This window comes from Halopenitus sp. POP-27, assembly GCF_029889855.1.
Taxonomy (GTDB): Archaea; Halobacteriota; Halobacteria; order Halobacteriales; family Haloferacaceae; genus Halopenitus; species Halopenitus malekzadehii.
This window is the reverse complement of sequence record NZ_JARANU010000004.1, coordinates 143,369-160,239: the sequence shown is the minus strand read 5'-3', so window position 1 is coordinate 160,239 and position 16,871 is coordinate 143,369. Positions and strand designations below refer to the sequence as shown.

14 protein-coding genes are annotated in these 16,871 nt (G+C 66.8%); 4 read left to right on the top strand and 10 right to left on the bottom strand.

Features of this window, described 5'->3' with window-relative positions; all coding sequences use genetic code 11:
- Positions 1-43 precede the first annotated feature (43 nt).
- The 7 genes from OQF70_RS04275 to OQF70_RS04245 all read right to left on the bottom strand — a co-directional run bounded on the left by OQF70_RS04275 (position 44) and on the right by OQF70_RS04245 (position 9,932).
- On the bottom strand, positions 44-931 hold the full coding sequence (locus tag OQF70_RS04275) for a hypothetical protein (RefSeq protein WP_280536033.1): 888 nt from the start codon (positions 929-931) through the stop codon (positions 44-46).
- On the bottom strand, positions 928-2,184 hold the full coding sequence (locus OQF70_RS04270) for a signal peptidase I (protein WP_280536032.1): 1,257 nt from the start codon (positions 2,182-2,184) through the stop codon (positions 928-930). Before OQF70_RS04270 ends, OQF70_RS04275 begins: the two co-directional genes overlap by 4 nt.
- The gene (locus OQF70_RS04265) at positions 2,181-3,803 is read right to left on the bottom strand and encodes a hypothetical protein (protein WP_280536031.1); all 1,623 of its coding nucleotides are present in this window, start codon (positions 3,801-3,803) and stop codon (positions 2,181-2,183) included. Before OQF70_RS04265 ends, OQF70_RS04270 begins: the two co-directional genes overlap by 4 nt.
- The gene (locus tag OQF70_RS04260) at positions 3,800-4,618 is read right to left on the bottom strand and encodes a hypothetical protein (RefSeq protein WP_280536030.1); all 819 of its coding nucleotides are present in this window, start codon (positions 4,616-4,618) and stop codon (positions 3,800-3,802) included. The genes OQF70_RS04265 and OQF70_RS04260 overlap by 4 nt, the downstream gene beginning before the upstream one ends.
- Positions 4,619-4,865: 247 nt before the next feature.
- Positions 4,866-6,461 carry a hypothetical protein gene (locus OQF70_RS04255; RefSeq protein WP_280536029.1) on the bottom strand — a complete coding sequence of 532 codons (1,596 nt, stop codon included), beginning with the start codon at positions 6,459-6,461 and terminating at the stop codon, positions 4,866-4,868.
- A gap of 134 nt (positions 6,462-6,595) precedes the next feature.
- Positions 6,596-8,269 carry a SipW-dependent-type signal peptide-containing protein gene (locus tag OQF70_RS04250; RefSeq protein ID WP_280536028.1) on the bottom strand — a complete coding sequence of 558 codons (1,674 nt, stop codon included), beginning with the start codon at positions 8,267-8,269 and terminating at the stop codon, positions 6,596-6,598.
- Between the two features lie 103 nt (positions 8,270-8,372).
- Positions 8,373-9,932 (bottom strand): vWA domain-containing protein, encoded by a 1,560-nt coding sequence (locus OQF70_RS04245; protein WP_280536027.1) that lies wholly within the window; start codon positions 9,930-9,932, stop codon positions 8,373-8,375.
- A gap of 343 nt (positions 9,933-10,275) precedes the next feature.
- Here OQF70_RS04245 and OQF70_RS04240 point away from each other — a divergent pair, with 343 nt between their 5' ends.
- Positions 10,276-10,824 (top strand): hypothetical protein, encoded by a 549-nt coding sequence (locus OQF70_RS04240; protein WP_321169489.1) that lies wholly within the window; start codon positions 10,276-10,278, stop codon positions 10,822-10,824.
- A gap of 155 nt (positions 10,825-10,979) precedes the next feature.
- On the opposite strand, the gene OQF70_RS04235 is transcribed toward OQF70_RS04240, so the two are convergent.
- Positions 10,980-11,171 carry a hypothetical protein gene (locus OQF70_RS04235; RefSeq protein ID WP_280536025.1) on the bottom strand — a complete coding sequence of 64 codons (192 nt, stop codon included), beginning with the start codon at positions 11,169-11,171 and terminating at the stop codon, positions 10,980-10,982.
- Between the two features lie 132 nt (positions 11,172-11,303).
- On the opposite strand from OQF70_RS04235, the gene OQF70_RS04230 reads away from it, so the two are divergent.
- Entirely contained in the window at positions 11,304-11,927 is a 624-nt protein-coding gene (locus tag OQF70_RS04230) for a hypothetical protein (RefSeq protein WP_280536024.1), read from the top strand.
- Positions 11,928-11,977: 50 nt separating this feature from the next.
- On the opposite strand, the gene OQF70_RS04225 is transcribed toward OQF70_RS04230, so the two are convergent.
- Both OQF70_RS04225 and OQF70_RS04220 read right to left on the bottom strand, forming a co-directional pair.
- Entirely contained in the window at positions 11,978-12,865 is an 888-nt protein-coding gene (locus OQF70_RS04225; RefSeq protein WP_280536023.1) for a hypothetical protein, read from the bottom strand.
- A 62-nt stretch (positions 12,866-12,927) separates the two neighbouring features.
- Complete coding sequence (locus tag OQF70_RS04220) at positions 12,928-13,713, bottom strand: helix-turn-helix domain-containing protein (protein ID WP_280536021.1); 786 nt, start codon at positions 13,711-13,713, stop codon at positions 12,928-12,930.
- A 258-nt stretch (positions 13,714-13,971) separates the two neighbouring features.
- Between OQF70_RS04220 and OQF70_RS04215 the strand changes: the two genes are divergently transcribed.
- Positions 13,972-15,291 carry an O-acetylhomoserine aminocarboxypropyltransferase/cysteine synthase family protein gene (locus tag OQF70_RS04215; RefSeq protein ID WP_280536020.1) on the top strand — a complete coding sequence of 440 codons (1,320 nt, stop codon included), beginning with the start codon at positions 13,972-13,974 and terminating at the stop codon, positions 15,289-15,291.
- A gap of 93 nt (positions 15,292-15,384) precedes the next feature.
- Positions 15,385-16,779 (top strand): homoserine O-acetyltransferase, encoded by a 1,395-nt coding sequence (gene metX / locus OQF70_RS04210; RefSeq protein ID WP_280536019.1) that lies wholly within the window; start codon positions 15,385-15,387, stop codon positions 16,777-16,779.
- Positions 16,780-16,871 lie beyond the last annotated feature (92 nt).

The window sequence follows — 16,871 nt, the reverse complement described above, 5'->3', positions numbered from 1 at the left end:
CGGGATAAACGCACGCTCCCCGTCGGCTCCGCGTGTGCGTTATTCACTCCGACCCGGACTCGGTCTCGGATCCGCTTTCGGAACTGCCGCTTTCGCCACCGCTCTCACCTGCGTCCTCGGAATTATCGTCATCGGTGTCGGAGTCGCCGCCGTCGGAGTCACTGTCGGAATCACCGTCGGAATCACCGTCGGAATCACCGTCGGAATCACCGTCGGAATCACCGTCGGAATCACCGTCGGAGCCTCCACCACTCGTTGCGTCTCCGCCGGACTGGCCCCCGTTCGAACCGCTGGCGTCGTCGTCATCCGCCTCATCGCCCCCATCTGCGCCATCGCCGTCCGCGTCGTCACCACCCTCTGCGTCGTCGCCACCCTCTGCGTCGTCACCATCTGCATCACCGTCACCCTCCGCGCCGTCCCCATCTGCGTCATCGCCGTCCGCGTCATCGCCGTCACCGTTTTTCTCACCGTCTTCTTCGTTTCCTGAGTTCTCCTGTTTCTCGTCGGGACTCTTCTGTTCCTCTCCGGTGTCCTCCTGTTCCTCGTCGTGATCTTCGCCTTTGTCGTCTTCCTCGTCGGGTTTGTCGGCGTTTTTGCCGTCGGGTTTGTCGGCGTTTTTGCCGTTCGCTTGTTCTGGAGTCTCTCCGGACTTGCTCTCCCCCTCGGCGTTCTTATCGCCGCGTTCGTCCTTCTTCTCGTCGTTCCCGTCTTTCGATTTCTCGAACCCGGCCGACACGTTTTCACCCGAGGTCGAGTTCAGTACCCGGTCCACCTCCTCCGTTGTGAACGTCTCGCCGGTCTCGATCGTTCCGCTCACCGACGCCGAATCGCCGAGCAGCGCGACCGTCGCCGCGCCGCCGCCGACGGCGGCGAGGGTGACACACAGGCAGACGATCCCGACCACGAACCGATCGTATCCGTTTGGCGTCATTTTTGGCCCCCCTCCGTCTCCTCGTCGCGGGTCGTCACGCCCTTCGAGTCGTCGTCGAAGAGCTGGGTCGGAGCGGGCGTCTCCCGATCGGCCATCTCGCCCGCAGCTGGCTCATCGGAGTCGGCGCCGCCGAGTATCGGGATCTCGATGCGACCCCATCCGCTGGTCCCGGCCGACGTCTCGGTACCGTCGATCGGCGTTCCAGCTTCGTCGACGGACGTGCCTGCGCCGGCTCCGCTGGCCGCCGGTGTGTTGGTCGTCCCCGCCATCCCCGTCGATCTCGGCGTCGAGTCCGAATTCGGAGTCGAAGCCGGATTCGGAGCCGAGTCGGCGTTCGGCGTCGGAGCCGACCGTCCCGAATCATCGTGATCGCGGCTCCGGTGAAGCGAGACCATCGCGCCGCCGATCGCGATCGCCGACAGCGTGGTCGCGAACGCCACCGCAAGCGAGAGCGCCGTCTGCAGCTCCCACGCGATGTAGACGCAGTACGGCACGACCAGGACCAACACCCCCGTCGAGAGCTGGAGGTCGTTCTCGGTGAGCACGACGTCGTCGGTCCGGTCCGGATCGGCCGTGGTCTCGCTCGTATCGTCCGTCGCCCTTGCTTCCGCCGTCGCTCCGTCGCCGACGTCGGAGCCGCCGGTTGCGGTCGCCGATCTGTCGGCGTCGGTTGCGGTTGCTGTTCCGGCGGCGTCGGTTGCGGTCGCCGTCCCGGCGGCGTCGGCAGGGGCTGGCTCCTCGCTCGGCGCCGGCCCGGTTCGACTCGAGGCCAACAGCGACCACAGCTCCGTCGCGATCAACAGCCCGAGGGGCACCGCCACGAGCAGGAGGAATCCGACCCGCGAGTTGACCGCCTGGATGACGTACCCGATGTACGGAATCGTGAACCGGACCTCGCCGAGCACGTTCTCCGCCGGTACCGCGCGGATGTCGGCGTCCTCGTTGGCGTCGCCTTTGGTCTCGAACTGTCGCTCGGCCCCGCTTCCGCGGACGTCGACGACGCGGTGTGTCACCGGCGTTTCCGTGTTCCCGCGAACGAAGGTGATCACGTCACCGGTCTCGATGGCGTCGGGATCGGTTTCGTCGACGATCACGACGTCACCCGGCTCGATCGCCGGCGACATACTGCCGGTGAGCACCACGAAGCCGTATTCGGCGCCGACGACGCCCGGAACCGCGTAGATGAGGAACGGAGCCACGAGCGCGAGCAACACGAGCACCCCGAGTACCCGTGAGACGGTGCGTCGGTTCATGAGTCGCTCACCTCGCAGATGGACGTGCCGTCCTTCGTCACGGCTTTGAGAACGGTCAGCGTCCGCGTTCCGTCGGTTACCGTGGTTCCGGGCCCGAACGGCCGTGAACAGCTCGTGTGTATCGTCCCGAGCGCCCACTCGTCGCCGTTCGGATCGCGGACCGAGAGATCGAACTCCGGCCGCCCGCGGCCGGCGATCGGGACCGTGACGGAGTCCCCCGGCGCGACGTCATCGACCGTGACCGTCTCCTGCGGTGGGCTCCCGTTCGACTGTTGTGGCGAGTTCTCGGTCGACTGTTGTGGCGGGCTCCCGTTCGACTGTTGGTCGATCACGACGGTCACGCTGCTCCCCGCCGGCCCGTCGTATTGGACCGTCGCGCCACCGACGCGACGGTCGCCCGAGTCCGACTCACAGGGCACGCAGTCGCCGTTCTCGCCGTCGCCGTCCCCGTTTCCGTCTCCGTTGTTTCCGTTCCCATCTCCGTTGTCTCCGTTCCCGCCGCCGTTTCCGTCTCCGTCGACGCACGTCGAGACGGTGATCGACTCGATCCCCGGTCGGGTCTCGTCGCCGCCGTTCTCGTCGCTCGGCGTACAGACCTTTTCGCGCGTTCGGGTGAGCGGGGGGACGACGTCGTGGGTGGCGGTTCGCGTCTCGGGTTCCTGCTCCCGATCCGAGTCCGTGCGTCCGGTCACCGTGATCTCACAGATCGGCGGCGCGGCGGCCTCCTCGAACTCGCCGGTTCCCGTGGCGTCCCGCAGCAGCCGGACCGCGGCACAGACCGTTTCCCGATCCCCGTCGCCGTCGACGGCGTCCGTGGTCCGCAGGACCTGCAGCTCGTGTTCGTGCTGGTCGTCGTGCTGGTCGTCGTGTTGCTCGTCGAGCGCGTACGTCTCGCCGGGGACGAGTCGGCCGCCGTCGAGGTCGATCGTTCCGAGCTCGGCGCACGTCTCACACTCCACGTCGGGACACGCCGACCCGGACGCCGACGTCTCGAACGCGTCCATCGTCGCGTCCGATTCGGGGACGTGACGACACTGCTCGGCGAGGAGCTCGAACGCGAACTCGCCGGCCGCGCTGCCCGCCCACGCGGCGTCGGTCGGGAGTCGGTAGTCGAACTCGAGACAGGGGTCGTCGGCCGCCGAGAGGCAGGGGTCCGTGGGGTCGTCCACGCGGGCGCCGTCGACGAGCGTCTCACGCAGGTCCGCGAGGGTCGTCCAGCCGCTGCTCGGATGAAGCGTTCGTCGCGGACCGCCGTCGCAGTCCGTCGCGACGCGAAGCCGGACCTCGAGAGCCTCACCCAGCGGATCGACGGCTGGTGGACACGTGGTTCGCAGCCAGACGCGGACCGGATTCCCCTCGATCGAGAGCCCGAACCGTTCGGTTCGCCGCTCGCCGGGTTCGATCCCCTCGAGGGCGAACGTCGTCTTGCTCCCCTCCGTGACACAGTCGTCGCACGTCACGCCGAGGCCGACGCTGCCGGTGCGCTGGGTCCCCGAGACGGTCTCACGGTCCGAGAGGTATGCGGCGCTCGTCGCTCCGCCGGCGAACCCGAACGCGCCGAGCCCGCTCACGCCCGCGAGCAACCGTCGCCGGCTCACGTCGAACCGGTCCCGGCTCATTGGCCGCCTCCACACTGTTCGGCCCGGAACGCGAGCCCGAAGTCGGCGGCCGCGCCCTGGTAGGCGTTCGTGACCGATTCGTCGATCCGCCAGGCGAAGCCCAGACAGAAGTGCTCGTCCTCGGCCAGACAGTCCTCGAGTCCGTCCGTGATGATGAGCCCGTCGCTGTCGGGGCCATACTGATCGCCCAGGTCCCGAAGCGTCGTCTCGATCGCCGGATTCTCCGGCATCGACTCCGCCCCGCGACAGCCGCCGATTCCGAGGATCCCGGTGTCGTACCAGAGCGCAACCTCGATGACGTCCGCGAGCGCGCCTGAGACCGGGTTCTCCCCGGTCCCGTCCGTGAGGAACAGCCGGACGCGTGCGTCCATCTCCTCGACCGTCAGCCCGATGCTGACCGTTCCGGAGTCGCCCGGCAGGACGTTCGACGCGTCGATCAGCGGTCCCGGAACGCCGTCGGTATCGCCGAACTGCGGTCCGTCCGGGGTCCCGGACCCGTTGTCGTTCGTTCCGCTCGGCTCGATCGTGGAATCCGACTCGTTCCCGTCCGCCTCCGTTTCCGCATCGGTTTCGGTCCCGACGTCGACGGGGTCCCCGTTATACGTGCTGTTCCACCCGACCCGGATCGCCGGCTGGTCGTCGTCATCCGGGTCCGCCGGTCCGGCGTACGTGTACCGGGCGTATCGATCCGGAACGTCGGTTGACGGACGGCTCGGTGCGACACGTCGGCCGGCGGTCAGTCCGAGAACGCCGACGCTGCTTGCCCCGGCAAGGAGGCGGCGTCGGGTCAACGTCGGTTGGGTATCGTCCGTCATCTCTGAGGTCACTTCCGGGTGAATCGTCGGCGATCGATCGCCCCTGTTCGAGTGGATCCATCACACTCTCGGACCATATGAATGGATATCCTACCACCTCGGATTCCGATGGTATACTCCCCATACCGGTCGATGAGACCCGATCCATGCGGCTCCTCGATCGCCGCGTCTCGGGCCGCCTCGATCGCCGCGTCCTGGGTCGCCTCGATCGTCGCGTCCCGGGTCGGGGTCCGGCCCCAGTTTCGAGTCATACGTCACCCCCGGTTTCGTTACCGTTCTCGGTCCCGGTCGCGTTCCCGTCCTCGGTCGCGTTCCCGGACCCAGACCCGGTCGCGTTCCCGACTCCCGGCGACTCGTTGTGGCGGCACTGTTCGGCGTAGAAGCCGAGATCGAAACCGACCGAGTCGGTCTGGACCTCGTTGCCGACCGTACACGGCAGCCACCACTCCAGGCCAACGTAGTGGGTCGTCGACGGCTCGAAACATCGCGGATCGGGATCCGGATCCGGGTCGGGATCCGGAGTTTCGGCGTCGTAACAGATGCTGACGTGACTCACGCCGTAGCGCCTGTCGCCGGTCCGGAAGGGGGCGCCGAGCCCCTCGCCCGCGCTCGCGGTCAGGATCTCGCCGTCCTCGCTCCGGCTGCAGACGTTCGCGTTCGAGCCGCCCTTCACGATGACCGTGTGGGCCTGGAACCCGTCGAACTCGACGTCGAACTCCAGCACCTCGTCGTCCTCGTCGTCCCAGTCGGTCACCGTGATCGTCACGGTACCCACGGCCGTCCCGTAGGTCAGCGACTCGCCGAGCCCGCCCGGGAGGTCCTCCGATTCGACCTTGATCGCGCGCAGGAGCCCGTGGTCGGCACAGCTGGGGTTGCCCTGCTCGACGTGGCAGTCGTCCTCGGTCAGGGTGATCCCGTCGTCGCCGACCGGGACGACTGCCGGGGGGACCGCGTCGCCCGGTCCGTCCGCGCCGCCCGCGCTGCCGTTCGGGGACAGCGGGATGCCCCGTCCCTGTTCGAGCAGTGCCAGCACCGACCCCAGCGGTCCGGCGATGATCTCCGTCTCGTCGTCCTCGATCAGGTTGTCGCCGTCGTCGTACCATAGTCGAACGAAGATCTGCTCCGCGAGCTGCCCCTCCTCGGGCAGTCCGTCGTACAGTTCCGTCAGGCGCTCCAGTTCGGGGTCGGTGTAGCCGTTCTGGGCGTTCTCGGTGAGCTCGCCGGTCAACCAGATGTAGCCGGGGTTATCACACAGGTGATAGCTGAGCGTCACCTCGCCGAAGTCGCAGGGCTTGACGTCCGACAGCGACACGAGGGGCTTTGGAGTTCCCTCCTCGTCGTTCCACGTGTCGTCGTTGTCCGTCCGGAGGCCGGTGCCCGCCCCGTCCGCGCGGGGGTCCATATCCTCCGGGGTGTCGGCGCCGAGCGCACAGACGTACTCGTCCGACTCGGGATCGTCCCAGCCTGCCGGCGGGCTCTGGACGCCGTCGTCGGTGTCGTCCGGATACGCCTCGAGCGCGGTCGCGTCCATGAAGTCGCCGACGTTCTCCTGGGGGACCACGAAGACGGGGTCGTCGCTCGGGAATCCCCGGCGGTCGCCGGGGTCCTCGATCTCGGTGAGATAGCGTCCGTACTCCGTGCCGGCGCTGCCGTCGAAGTAGTGCTCCTCCCAGTCGATCTTGAGGTCGAGCGTCCCGGCGGCGATCGCGTTCCCCGCGAACGTCTCCGCGTCGTTCAGATAGGCTGTGGTTCCGAAGCCGGCGCCGGCGGATCCGACGCCGATGGTACCGAGCCCGGCGAGCACCGTTCGTCGTGAGAGTCCGGATGGGTCATCGTTGCTCATGGGTGATCCCCGGGGTGGGGAGGCCCGCGGCCGGAGTCGAACCGGCCTCGGATCCCGGCCACGGTGGCCGTATCCGCGGGGTGCGTTCCGGCGATCCGGAACGGAACTCGGGGAGCGATGCGTCTCGGCGGAGATTACGACGAGGGAGTCCCGGTCGGCGTCGGAGTCGGGGTCGCGGTGTCGTTCGCCGTTCCGTTCCCATCGCCGGTGCTTCCGGGGGTCTCGTTGTGGCGGCACTGCTCGGTGTAGAAGCCGAGGTCGAAGTGTGCCTCGTCGCCCTGGATGATGTTGCCGACCTCGGTGGAAACCTCCCACTCGAAGCCGATACAGAAGCCCGCGCGGGCGGGGTAACAGTCCTGCCCGTCCGCTCCGACGTTGAGCGCGGTCATCCCCTCGTCCTCGGTGCCCTCTTCGAGTCCGAACTCGGTCTCCATCAGCTCCTGGAGCGTGCCCTCGAAGATGGCTTCCTCGCCGTCGCCATCGACCTCTTCGGGGTCGGCGTAGACGTTGTCACAGTCCTCGTCGTACCAGACCGTGACCTCGACGTGTTCGGCGAGGTGACCGGAGTCCTCGATGTCATCGGCGGTGACGTTGCTGTCGTTCCCTTGTTCATCGAGGAGCGCGTCGATCTCGGGCTCCGTGGTGGCGCCGCCGTTCTCCGAGAAGTTGGCGGCGGTCATCCAGACGTAGCCGGGGTTGTCACAGAGGTGCAGCGAGAAGGTAATCTCGCCGCTGTCGCCCGGCTTGACGTCGTCAAACTCGACGAGGTGCTCCTGGTCGGGGTAGTTCTCGCTGCGGAAGACGGCCGGCGTCTCCAGTTCGACGCCGCTGTCGATGCCACAGGAACTGTGGATGGTGATGTCCTCGACGACGTTGTTCTCGTCCTCGTCGAGGCCGCTTTCGAGAACGATCTCATCGGAGTCCTGACCGCTTCCTCCGCTGAGGATAACGACGTCCTCCACCGTTCCATCGTCGTTTCTTCGTGATTCTTCCGCTGCAGCGCCGTTGAACGCCGCCGAAAGGCGAAGGGCGAAATCATCCGTGAGCGCCCCGATCGCGCCGCCGTCAGTGTATTCACTCCACCAGGCCCAGTCGGCTTCCCAAGTGGCGTATGGATCGTCCCCGTCGTCTTGCACCTGCCAGTCGCCGCCACCAACCAACCAACCGGGATTGACCGGCGCTCCCTCGACGGTGTACGAGGCTGCTCCGCCACCGTTCGCTTCGGTATCGTCATTGACGACGACGAGGCTCAGCTCGCCGCTCGTCGAATCCTCATACAGGAAGATGACGCTCGCGTTTGCTCTCGTGATGTCATCATTCTGTGAGGAGTTGTTCCCGTAGTCGTAGAAGTCCTCGATGCTATCCTCGGAGGTGACCGGCTCGATGCAGTAGGACTCACCGCCGTAGGTGACGTAGTACTCGTCCTCTCCACAGTCACAGCAGGCGGGGACCTCGGCGGCGTTGAACACCGGTTCCACGTTGCCGGCGCCGGAGTAGTGGACGCCGTCCAGGTCCTGGAGGCCGTCGCCGTAGCTCTCGCCATCCATCGGCGTGTCGGGGTAGGCGTTCACGGCGTGCTCGCCGACTTGCCCCGCGTTCTCGCCGGTCGGAATCGGTCCGTTGTATGTCTGTTGCCAGTCGACCTTGAGGTCGAGTTCGCCCGCGCTGAGGCTGTTCCCCTCGAAGCTCTCCTCGTCGCTGAAGTAGGCCGTCGTGCCGAGGCCGGCACCCGCGGAGGCGACGCCGATCGCCCCCATGCTCGCGAGTACTCGGCGGCGTGACAGCCCGATTGTACCTTGTTTGCTCATGGTCACCACCCCTTTCGGGGAATCCCATCGGCGGACTCGAACCGCCGCAGTGCGGGTGAAGACCCGCGCCACCGTGGATGGGAGTCGTTCGCGCTCGTCTCGATCAGTCTGCGGTGCCGGTTCCGTTCGTGCTGTTTCCGCCCGACGGGAGCCCGTTGTCATCGGTGAAGTTGCCGTCGAAGGGATTCTCCGGCGGCTCGTCGTTGTGCCGGGCCTGGAGCGCGTAGAAGCCGAGGTCGAAGCCGACCGAGTCGGTCTGGACCTCGTTGCCGACGTCATCGGGAAGCTCCCACTCGAAGCCGAGACAGTGGGTCATCCCGCCGACGAACGGGTCGTCCTCCTCCGTGGAGCGGTCGCCGTCGAGGGCGATCCCCTCCTCGAGGGCCGCCATCGCGTTGGCGAGTGAATCCTCGAGGATGACCGTCTCGCCGCCCGTGATCGTCTGGCCGACCTGCGAGAACAGCTGCTGGATGGCCGCGTCGTCGGCGCCGAGGAAGACGTGGTCCGCGTCCGGGTCGCTGGCGAGGTCGTTGAGTTCGCTCTCGCTTGCCCCGCCGACGCCGATCGCGAAGATCTCGGTTCCGGCGTCCTTTGCGGCCTGTCCGTCGGTGTTGATGTCGCCGTCGCCGAAGACGACCATGATACGACGCACGCCCTCCGGGCAGTTCTCGAGGTCGGACTGTCCCGCATTCACTCCGGCCTGCGCGTTGGTCGAGCCACCGGCGCTCAGGTTCTCGATCGCAGGCCCGACGCCGTTTCCTGCGGCAGGATCGCCGGGTTGGTCGTCGTACACGTCGGTGAGTGGCTCTACGACGTTCCCACCGGTGGAGAACTGCGAGACGCCGACCTTGTTGTCGGGGTTGGCGTCGAGGATGGTCTGGGCGAGCTGTTGAGCCCCGTCCTTCGCGTTCTCGATGCGGGTTCCGCCCATCGATCCGGAGGTGTCGATCACGAGCTGGACGCACACCTCCTCCGACTCCGAGCCGTCGCCGCCGCCGTCGTGGACGTTGTTACAGTTCTCGTCGTACCACAGCTTCGTCTGAATGGCGTCGGCGAGCTCGCCATCGCCGTCGATCGGGCTGTCCGAAATCCCGTTGTTCTCGCCGTCGACGCCCGCCTCGGGTTCCGTGACGGTGTTCTCGTCGTTGGCCGTCAGCGCGCCGTTCATGTACATCCACGCGGGGTTGTCACAGATGTGGAGGCTGACGGTGACTTCGCCGGAGTCCCCGGGCTTGACGTCCTCGAGGGTGAACACCGGGACCTCGTCGCCGTTGATCAGGCCCAGATCCGGGGCACACAGGTCCGTGTTCTGGACCTCGTCCGCCCAGATATCTCCCTCGTCGACCTCGGGGACCTCGCCGATCAGGTAGGTTCCTTCCTCGCCGTCGACCTTCTCGACGTCGAAGGGTTCACCGGGGCCGTCGTCGCTGTACCAGCCGTTTATTTCCTCCAGGCGACCCGGGCCGCCCGCGTAGGTCGCCTTGTAGTCGAGCTTCACGTCGAGCTCGCCGGCGGTGAGGCTGTTCTCCTCGAAGCTCTCCTCGTCGCTGAAGTAGGCCGTCGTCCCGAGGCCGGCGCCAGCGGAGGCGACGCCGATCGCGCCGAGACCGCCGAGGACGCGGCGTCGGGAGAGTCCGTGTCGGTGGGGTGTGTCGTCGGTCATGAGTGGTCCCTGAACGGGTCCGGGACCCCGGCGGTCCGCCCGTCCAGTTGATCTTCCCTGTGAGTGGATACCACGTAGTTACGAGCCGACACGTCACTGCGGAACGACGGATTCGGGAGAATACGCGCCTCGTGACGGTCTCGTTCGCGAAAACGGGCGTCTCTGAACCGATCGTTTTCCGCAACGAACCGATGATTCAGGCACCGTAGACCACCCCTACGGTCGATCCAACGCGGTGTTCGTGACCGGTAGGGTCCCCATCCTGACGGTGGTCCCGATACAATCCCGGCTTGACGACGTCACCAGTTCACACACCGATCGAGAACCCGGAGATGATGTCGATATGCCCATGTTTCGAACGAACGACCTTCCAGAATCGGACGTGTATACCGTCCTTGCGAACGCGCGCCGTCGTGAGGCCGTCCGTCACCTGACCACCGCGAACGGGACCGTGACGCTCGGCGAACTGGCCACGGCGATCGCGGCCGAGGAGACGGAGGAATCACCGCCGCCGCAGGCGGCCTACGAGAGCGTCCGCAGCTCGCTTCGCCAGACCCACCTCCCGATGCTCGACGACCTCGGCATCGTCGAGTACGATCCGGACACACACGTCATTCGCCTCCGCGAGCGCGCACGAGACGTGGACACCTATATGGAGGTGATCACGTCCTACGGCATCACGTGGGGGGAGCTGTATCGGACGCTCGGCGTGCTGTCGCTGTTCGTCGTCGTGGCGGCGCTGCTGGATGTGCCACTCATCGCGCGCGTCGATCCGCTTTTGTGGGCGAGCCTCTCCCTGTTCGCCTTCGCGGCCGCCATCGGCACCCAGTTCTGGACCCACCGGTGGTACGTGCTTCGCTCGCTCCGTGGATTCGATCGGGAGGCACGATAACGGATGACGCTCGCCGTCGATTCGGGACTCACTGATCAGTTCCGTAGCCCGCTCGTTCGGGCAAGTGTCCCCTCCATTCAGGGTTGTTCCCCGGTCGGCCGATCGGACGGATCCGGGCCGTCCAGGGACGGTTCGACGCCCATTGTCACTCGTTCTCATACGATTTCGGGATCGAGTGAAAATGTCGTATGTATATGCTCTTCTCGTTCGTTGGGTGCCATCGAGACGACGTGGGCGGCGGAGTCGTCACGGTCGAAACCGTCCATCGGAACCACCGGCTCGAAATCCATCCGCGCATCGCATCGACGAGTGACAACTCCCCACCCGACACCAATGGCTTCGTCCACACATCCCCGATCACCCCGATCCGATCGCGCGTATCGATCGACCCGATCACCCGAGTGCGAGACCGAATCGGGAATGCCTGCACCGCTGCCGATCGCTCCGCGTCGACCATCGACCAAGGGGGTGCGGACGCCATGACGGGGCTCGTCACGTTGGCGACGCAGGGCCGTGCGGTCGACTCTGCCGAGTTCGACGCCGGTCCGGATGCGGACGACGCGACCACCGAGACCGACGCCGACGACACCACGGGCAGGGAACTCTCCAAGGATACGGTCTTCAGTATGCTGTCGAACCGGCGTCGCCGTCGCGTCATCGAACACCTGAGCGAGGCGGAGGACGGCCGGATGACGATCCGCGACCTCTCGGAGGTGATCGCCGCCGAGGAGAACGACGTCTCCCAGCGGGAGGTGACCTACAAACAGCGCAAGCGGGTCTACACCTCGCTGTATCAGATCCACCTGCCGACCCTCGACGACAACGGGATCGTCGAGTACGAGAAGCGGTCGGGGGTCGTCGAGCTGGCGCCCACGGCGTCGGACTGTACCGTCTACCTCGAGTCGGTTCCCGATGGCCATTTCTCGTGGTGTGAGTACTGGCTCGGGCTCGCGGCCGTCTCGCTGGCGTTCGTCACGACTGCGACCCTCGGATATCTCCCCTACTTCTCCCAACACGGACACCTCTCGGCAGTCCTCGTGGTCTCGACGATCGCCCTCTCGGCGATCGCGTTCGCGGTCTCGGACCGTCGCGTCCGTCTCTAGGGGACCGGCCGAGGTTGCTGGGAGAAGAGATCCGTTCGCGGGGACGATCGTTACTCTTCGGGGAGGTTCGATGGATCCACGTCCAGTTCGAACAGCCGTGAGTCACACGACTGGCACGTGGCGGTCACCACGTCGCGGCTCCGACAGCAGGACTCGACGACGTCCTGGGACAACACGACCGCGCCCCCGCAGGCGGGACATCGCTCGAGGAACAGCCGGAGCGCACCGAGGATCTCCGCACGGGACGCAAGCGATCGTCGATCCCAGTCGGGGTCCCACGCCGGGAGTTCCGTGGCCGCCGCCGTATCCGCCACACACGCCGCCCGGGACGGCCAGGAGGCTAGATACGCGTCGTCCGCCCACGCCAGAAACGAGCCGGCGTGTGCGTCGAACTCGATGGCGTCCGGCTCGGCGTTCACGAACGTTCCGAGGCTTCGTTTCGCCGACTGCTCCTCGCGCCAGTGGTCGCGGACCGTCCCCTCCCACGCCCGTTCGAACTCGGGGTCGAGGATCAGGTCCTCGTTCGCCGGATCGTCGACGACGACGCCGATATCGAGCAGCACCGCCTCCGGATTGTCGGTCTCCAGGCCCGCATCTCCACCGGCCATCCGCTCCGGATCGACGTGCTCCCCACCGACCGGTTCCGGCGTCTTCTCGAACCACGCCAGCACTCGGTCCGGAAAGTATCGTTTCGTGATCGTCGGCGTCCCCGGGATCAGATATCCGCGAAGATAGATCGCGAGGAGGGAGACCGACAGCGTCACGACACCGACGGCGATCGGCGACAGCTCGATCGTTAGTGCGGCGTACCCCGCAACGATCGCGAGGATGATCGCGATGCCGAGATTGAGTATCGTGCAGGGAGTACACCGGTTGTCGCCCGTATACTCCGGCCGTCTCAGTCGGGACAGTACACCCGTTTCACTCGACGTCTTCATACCTGCCGATCGGCTCATCGGCGGGTAGTTATGATCGTCCTACCGTCGCTCTGTATCCCGGTTCAGGTGGTGAGCGTGAGCGGACCGTCCCGAGCCAGCAGCTGGCGGGTGACGACCACCAGTCCGTTTTCGCTTCCGGCGCCGAACATCGCGTGCTCGCCGTCGGCCGCCGCCCCGACGGTGCTGACGAGCGCCGCCGACCGGTCGATCAGCAACAGCCGCCCGATGGATCGTTCCCCGCCGTACCCGCCGGCCAGCCACTCGAGCCCCGACACGAACGTCTCCGCCCTCGGGACCTCACTCCGGATCCGGTGTTGGAGGGACTCATCAGTCCCGCCGATCAGCAGCGATACCCCGTCGTGGACGTCCGTCAGGGCCTCGACCACCGCCTCCGAGAGAAACATCCCGTCGCCCACCACCAGTACGACCTCGCTCATCGCCTCATCGATCAGTTGCCGGATCCGGTCTTCAATCCGGTTCTCCCCGGTCATCGTCCACACGTCCGGCAGGTTCGGGATCTCCTCGACGTCCGCAACTCGGTCGAGCGACGCCGCGAGCCGTTCGAGTTCCCGCTCGTACCGCTCACGGAACGTGCGGATCGCCTCCTCGGGCGGAACGGCTCGGAACCGCTTGGGGCTCGAGTGTTGGATCGTGACCAGCTCACGAGCCTCCAACACGCGGACGGCGTCGTAGACGCGCGTCCGTGGGACGTCGGTTATCTGGCTGATCTCCTTTGCGGTCCCCGTCGAGAGCTGCAACAGGCCGACGAAACACTTCGATTCGTACTCCCGAAGTCCGAACTGTCGTAACGCCTCGGCGGCCTCTACGATCGCATCCGGTGTTGTCATTGGTGATCATCCCCCCGTTGCATTGGTAGCTATCCTCACGTTGCTATGCTCACGGAATCAGCCGGCTCGATCCCCGCTTCGGAGTGACTCTCGTGTCCTCCGTCGGTATTGTCGACTATGTGATTTATTCACATAGTTCTATCGGCCGGTTTCGATCAGGCTGCTGTATGCCCGTGTCGTATGGCACCACGATCGGGGTCCGGCAGACCTTGCCGTAACTGACGGTTATAGATACATCGAACGATATGCACATAGTACATGTCCAGAGGGTTCGACACCCGGAGTCTCCACGCCGGAACCGATCCGGATCCGGCGACCGGCTCGCGCGCGACGCCGATCCATCAGACGACGTCGTACGTCTTCGAGGACGCCGACACCACGGCGGAGATGTACGCCCTCCGGGCCGACGGCCACATCTACTCCCGGCTGTCGAACCCGACCGTCGCCGCCCTCGAGGACCGGATCACCGACCTCGAGGGCGGCAGCGACGCGGTCGCGACCGGCTCCGGGATGGCCGCGATCGACGCGATCACGACCGTGCTCGCGTCCGCGGGCGACAACGTCGTCGCCGCCGCGGAGATGTACGGCGGGACGTCCACGTACTTCACGACGGTCCTCGACCGCCGCGGCGTGGAGACCCGGCTCGTCGACACCCTCGAGTACGACGACTACGCCGAGGCGATCGACGAGGACACGGCGTTCGTCCACGTCGAAACGGTCGCCAACCCCTCGCTCGTGACTCCGGACTTCGAACGGCTCGCCGAGATCGCCCACGACCACGCCGTGCCGCTGGTCGTCGACAACACGTTCGCGACCCCGGCGCTGTGCCGGCCGTTCGAACACGGCGCGGACATCGTCTGGGAATCGACCACGAAGTGGATCACCGGCAACGGCACGACCGTCGGCGGCGTGGTCGTCGACGGCGGCACGTTCCCGTGGGACCATCCGGACGCCGACTACGACGAGCTCTCCGGGCAAAGCCCCGCGTTTCCGATCGACTTCGTCGAGCGGTTCGGCGACGCCGCCTTCGCGAACGTCGCCCGACAGCGCGGCGTCCGGCCGACCGGCGGCCAGCAGTCCCCCTTCGACGCCTGGCAGACGATCCAGGGGATCGAGACGCTTCCGCTGCGGATGGAGCGCCACTGCGAGAACGCCCGGACGGTGGCCGAGTTCCTGCAGGGCGACGACCGCGTCGAGTGGGTCGCGTACCCCGGCCTGGAGGGCCACGAGACCCACGACAACGCCTCGCGATACCTCGACGGCTACGGCGGGATGGTCACCTTCGGCGTCGCGGACGGCTACGAGGCGGCCAAGACGCTGTGTGAGTCGGTCGAGCTGACGAGCTTCCTCGCGAACGTCGGCGACGCGAAATCGTTAATCATCCACCCCGCCTCGACCACGCATGCACAGATGGACCGCGAGGCCCAGCAGTCGGCCGGCGTCTTCCCGGAGATGCTGCGCCTCTCGGTCGGCCTCGAGGACCCCGCGGACATCCTCGCCGATCTCGATGCCGGCCTCGCGGCCGGCTCCGACGCCGGCGAGGGAACCGACGCCTCGCCGGTCGAGACCGACCGGTGACGGTCGGGACCGACGACCGATCGTCGGCTCCCCCCGACGTCGCCCGAACCGACGTTCCACTCACACCACACCGATGACGACGACACTCCACAGATGACCACGACACCACACGACAGCGGGATCGTCCCACTCGGCGAGTTCACGTTCGAGTGTGGCCGATCGATCCCCGAGTTACGGATCGCCTACGAGACCTACGGCGAATTCACCGGAGAAAACGCGGTCCTCGTCTGCCACGCGTTGACCGGCAGCCAGAACGTCGCGCGGACACCCGATATCCCGGGTACCGACGCGAGCGGAGGCGCGGGCACCGGGGATGCCGCCGGGAGTGACGCGGCGGCTGACGAGGGGGACGACGCTGACGCCGACGCCGAGATCGACGCCGGTGCCGATGGAGACCCGCCGAACCAGGCGGGCCAAGCCCGCGCGTGGTGGGACGACGTCGTCGGACCGGGCAAGGCGATCGACACCACCGAGTACTACGTCGTCTGCGCGAACGTTCCCGGGTCGTGTTACGGCAGCTCCGGACCCGCAAGTCGGCGGCCGGACGACGTCGACCCCGATCGAGAGGTCGACCACGACCGCTGGGCGCTCGACTTTCCGCCCGTACAGGTGGGCGACTGGACCCGCGCCCAGCGCCGGCTGCTCGACCACCTCGGCGTCGGGCGCCTGCACGCGGTCGTGGGCGGGAGCGTCGGCGGGATGAACGTCCTCGACTGGGGCAAACGGTATCCCGACGACGCCGACCATCTCGTCGCCATCGCGACTGCCGCCCGCCTCGACCCGCAGTGTCTCGCGCTGGACGCGATCGCACGGCGGGCCATCCGGTCGGACCCCGACTGGAACGGCGGCGACTACTACGGCGACCGGCCCGCCCCGGACACCGGCCTCGGGTTGGCCAGACAGGTCGGCCACGTGATGTACCTCTCGAAGTCCTCGATGGACCGGAAGTTCGGCCGGCGGTCGGCCGGCCGTGACTCCCTGACGCGTGGGGAGGGACTTGACGTCCCCGAGAACCCGACGGCGGCCTTCTTCCCGTACCGCGAGGTCGAGTCGTATCTGGATTACAACGCGGGGTCCTTCGCGGACCGGTTCGACGCGAACAGCTACCTCTATCTCACCCGGGCGATGGACGAGTACGACCTCGCGGGCGGCTACGCGAGCGACGCGGACGCGCTGGCGGCGTTCACCGGCGAGGCGCTCGTGATGTCGTTCACCGATGACTGGCACTTCACCGTCGACCAGTCGGTCGCCCTTGCCGACGCGTTCGGCGACGCCGACGTCCCGGTCGCTCACCACATCGTCGACTCCGACCACGGCCACGACGCCTTCCTCGTCGAACCCGAAAGCGTCGGGCCGCCGGTTCGGGACTTCCTCCGGTCGGGAATCGACGGCAAATCGATCGTCGACGCCGCCGAGTCGGACGAGCCGGTGACCGACGGGTCGGGGACGTCACACGCACCGGTTCACTCGAGCCTCTTCTCCGGGTGACGTCGCGGGATCGGCCACGGTACGATCGGCCACGGTACGATCGGCCACGGTACGATCGGCCACGGTACGATCGGCCACGGTACGATCGGCCA

Bases quoted from the DNA above. Each gene is read 5' to 3' on its own strand.
- OQF70_RS04215 (WP_280536020.1), top strand. From the start codon at position 13,972: ATGTCCAGAGGGTTCGACACCCGGAGTCTCCACGCCGGAACCGATCCG.
- OQF70_RS04265 (WP_280536031.1), bottom strand. From the start codon at position 3,803: ATGAGCCGGGACCGGTTCGACGTGAGCCGGCGACGGTTGCTCGCGGGC.
- OQF70_RS04220 (WP_280536021.1), bottom strand. From the start codon at position 13,713: ATGACAACACCGGATGCGATCGTAGAGGCCGCCGAGGCGTTACGACAG.
- OQF70_RS04250 (WP_280536028.1), bottom strand. From the start codon at position 8,269: ATGAGCAAACAAGGTACAATCGGGCTGTCACGCCGCCGAGTACTCGCG.
- metX (WP_280536019.1), top strand. From the start codon at position 15,385: ATGACCACGACACCACACGACAGCGGGATCGTCCCACTCGGCGAGTTC.
- OQF70_RS04275 (WP_280536033.1), bottom strand. From the start codon at position 931: ATGACGCCAAACGGATACGATCGGTTCGTGGTCGGGATCGTCTGCCTG.
- OQF70_RS04230 (WP_280536024.1), top strand. From the start codon at position 11,304: ATGACGGGGCTCGTCACGTTGGCGACGCAGGGCCGTGCGGTCGACTCT.
- OQF70_RS04225 (WP_280536023.1), bottom strand. From the start codon at position 12,865: ATGAAGACGTCGAGTGAAACGGGTGTACTGTCCCGACTGAGACGGCCG.
- OQF70_RS04270 (WP_280536032.1), bottom strand. From the start codon at position 2,184: ATGAACCGACGCACCGTCTCACGGGTACTCGGGGTGCTCGTGTTGCTC.
- OQF70_RS04260 (WP_280536030.1), bottom strand. From the start codon at position 4,618: ATGACGGACGATACCCAACCGACGTTGACCCGACGCCGCCTCCTTGCC.
- OQF70_RS04255 (WP_280536029.1), bottom strand. From the start codon at position 6,461: ATGAGCAACGATGACCCATCCGGACTCTCACGACGAACGGTGCTCGCC.
- OQF70_RS04245 (WP_280536027.1), bottom strand. From the start codon at position 9,932: ATGACCGACGACACACCCCACCGACACGGACTCTCCCGACGCCGCGTC.
- OQF70_RS04240 (WP_321169489.1), top strand. From the start codon at position 10,276: ATGCCCATGTTTCGAACGAACGACCTTCCAGAATCGGACGTGTATACC.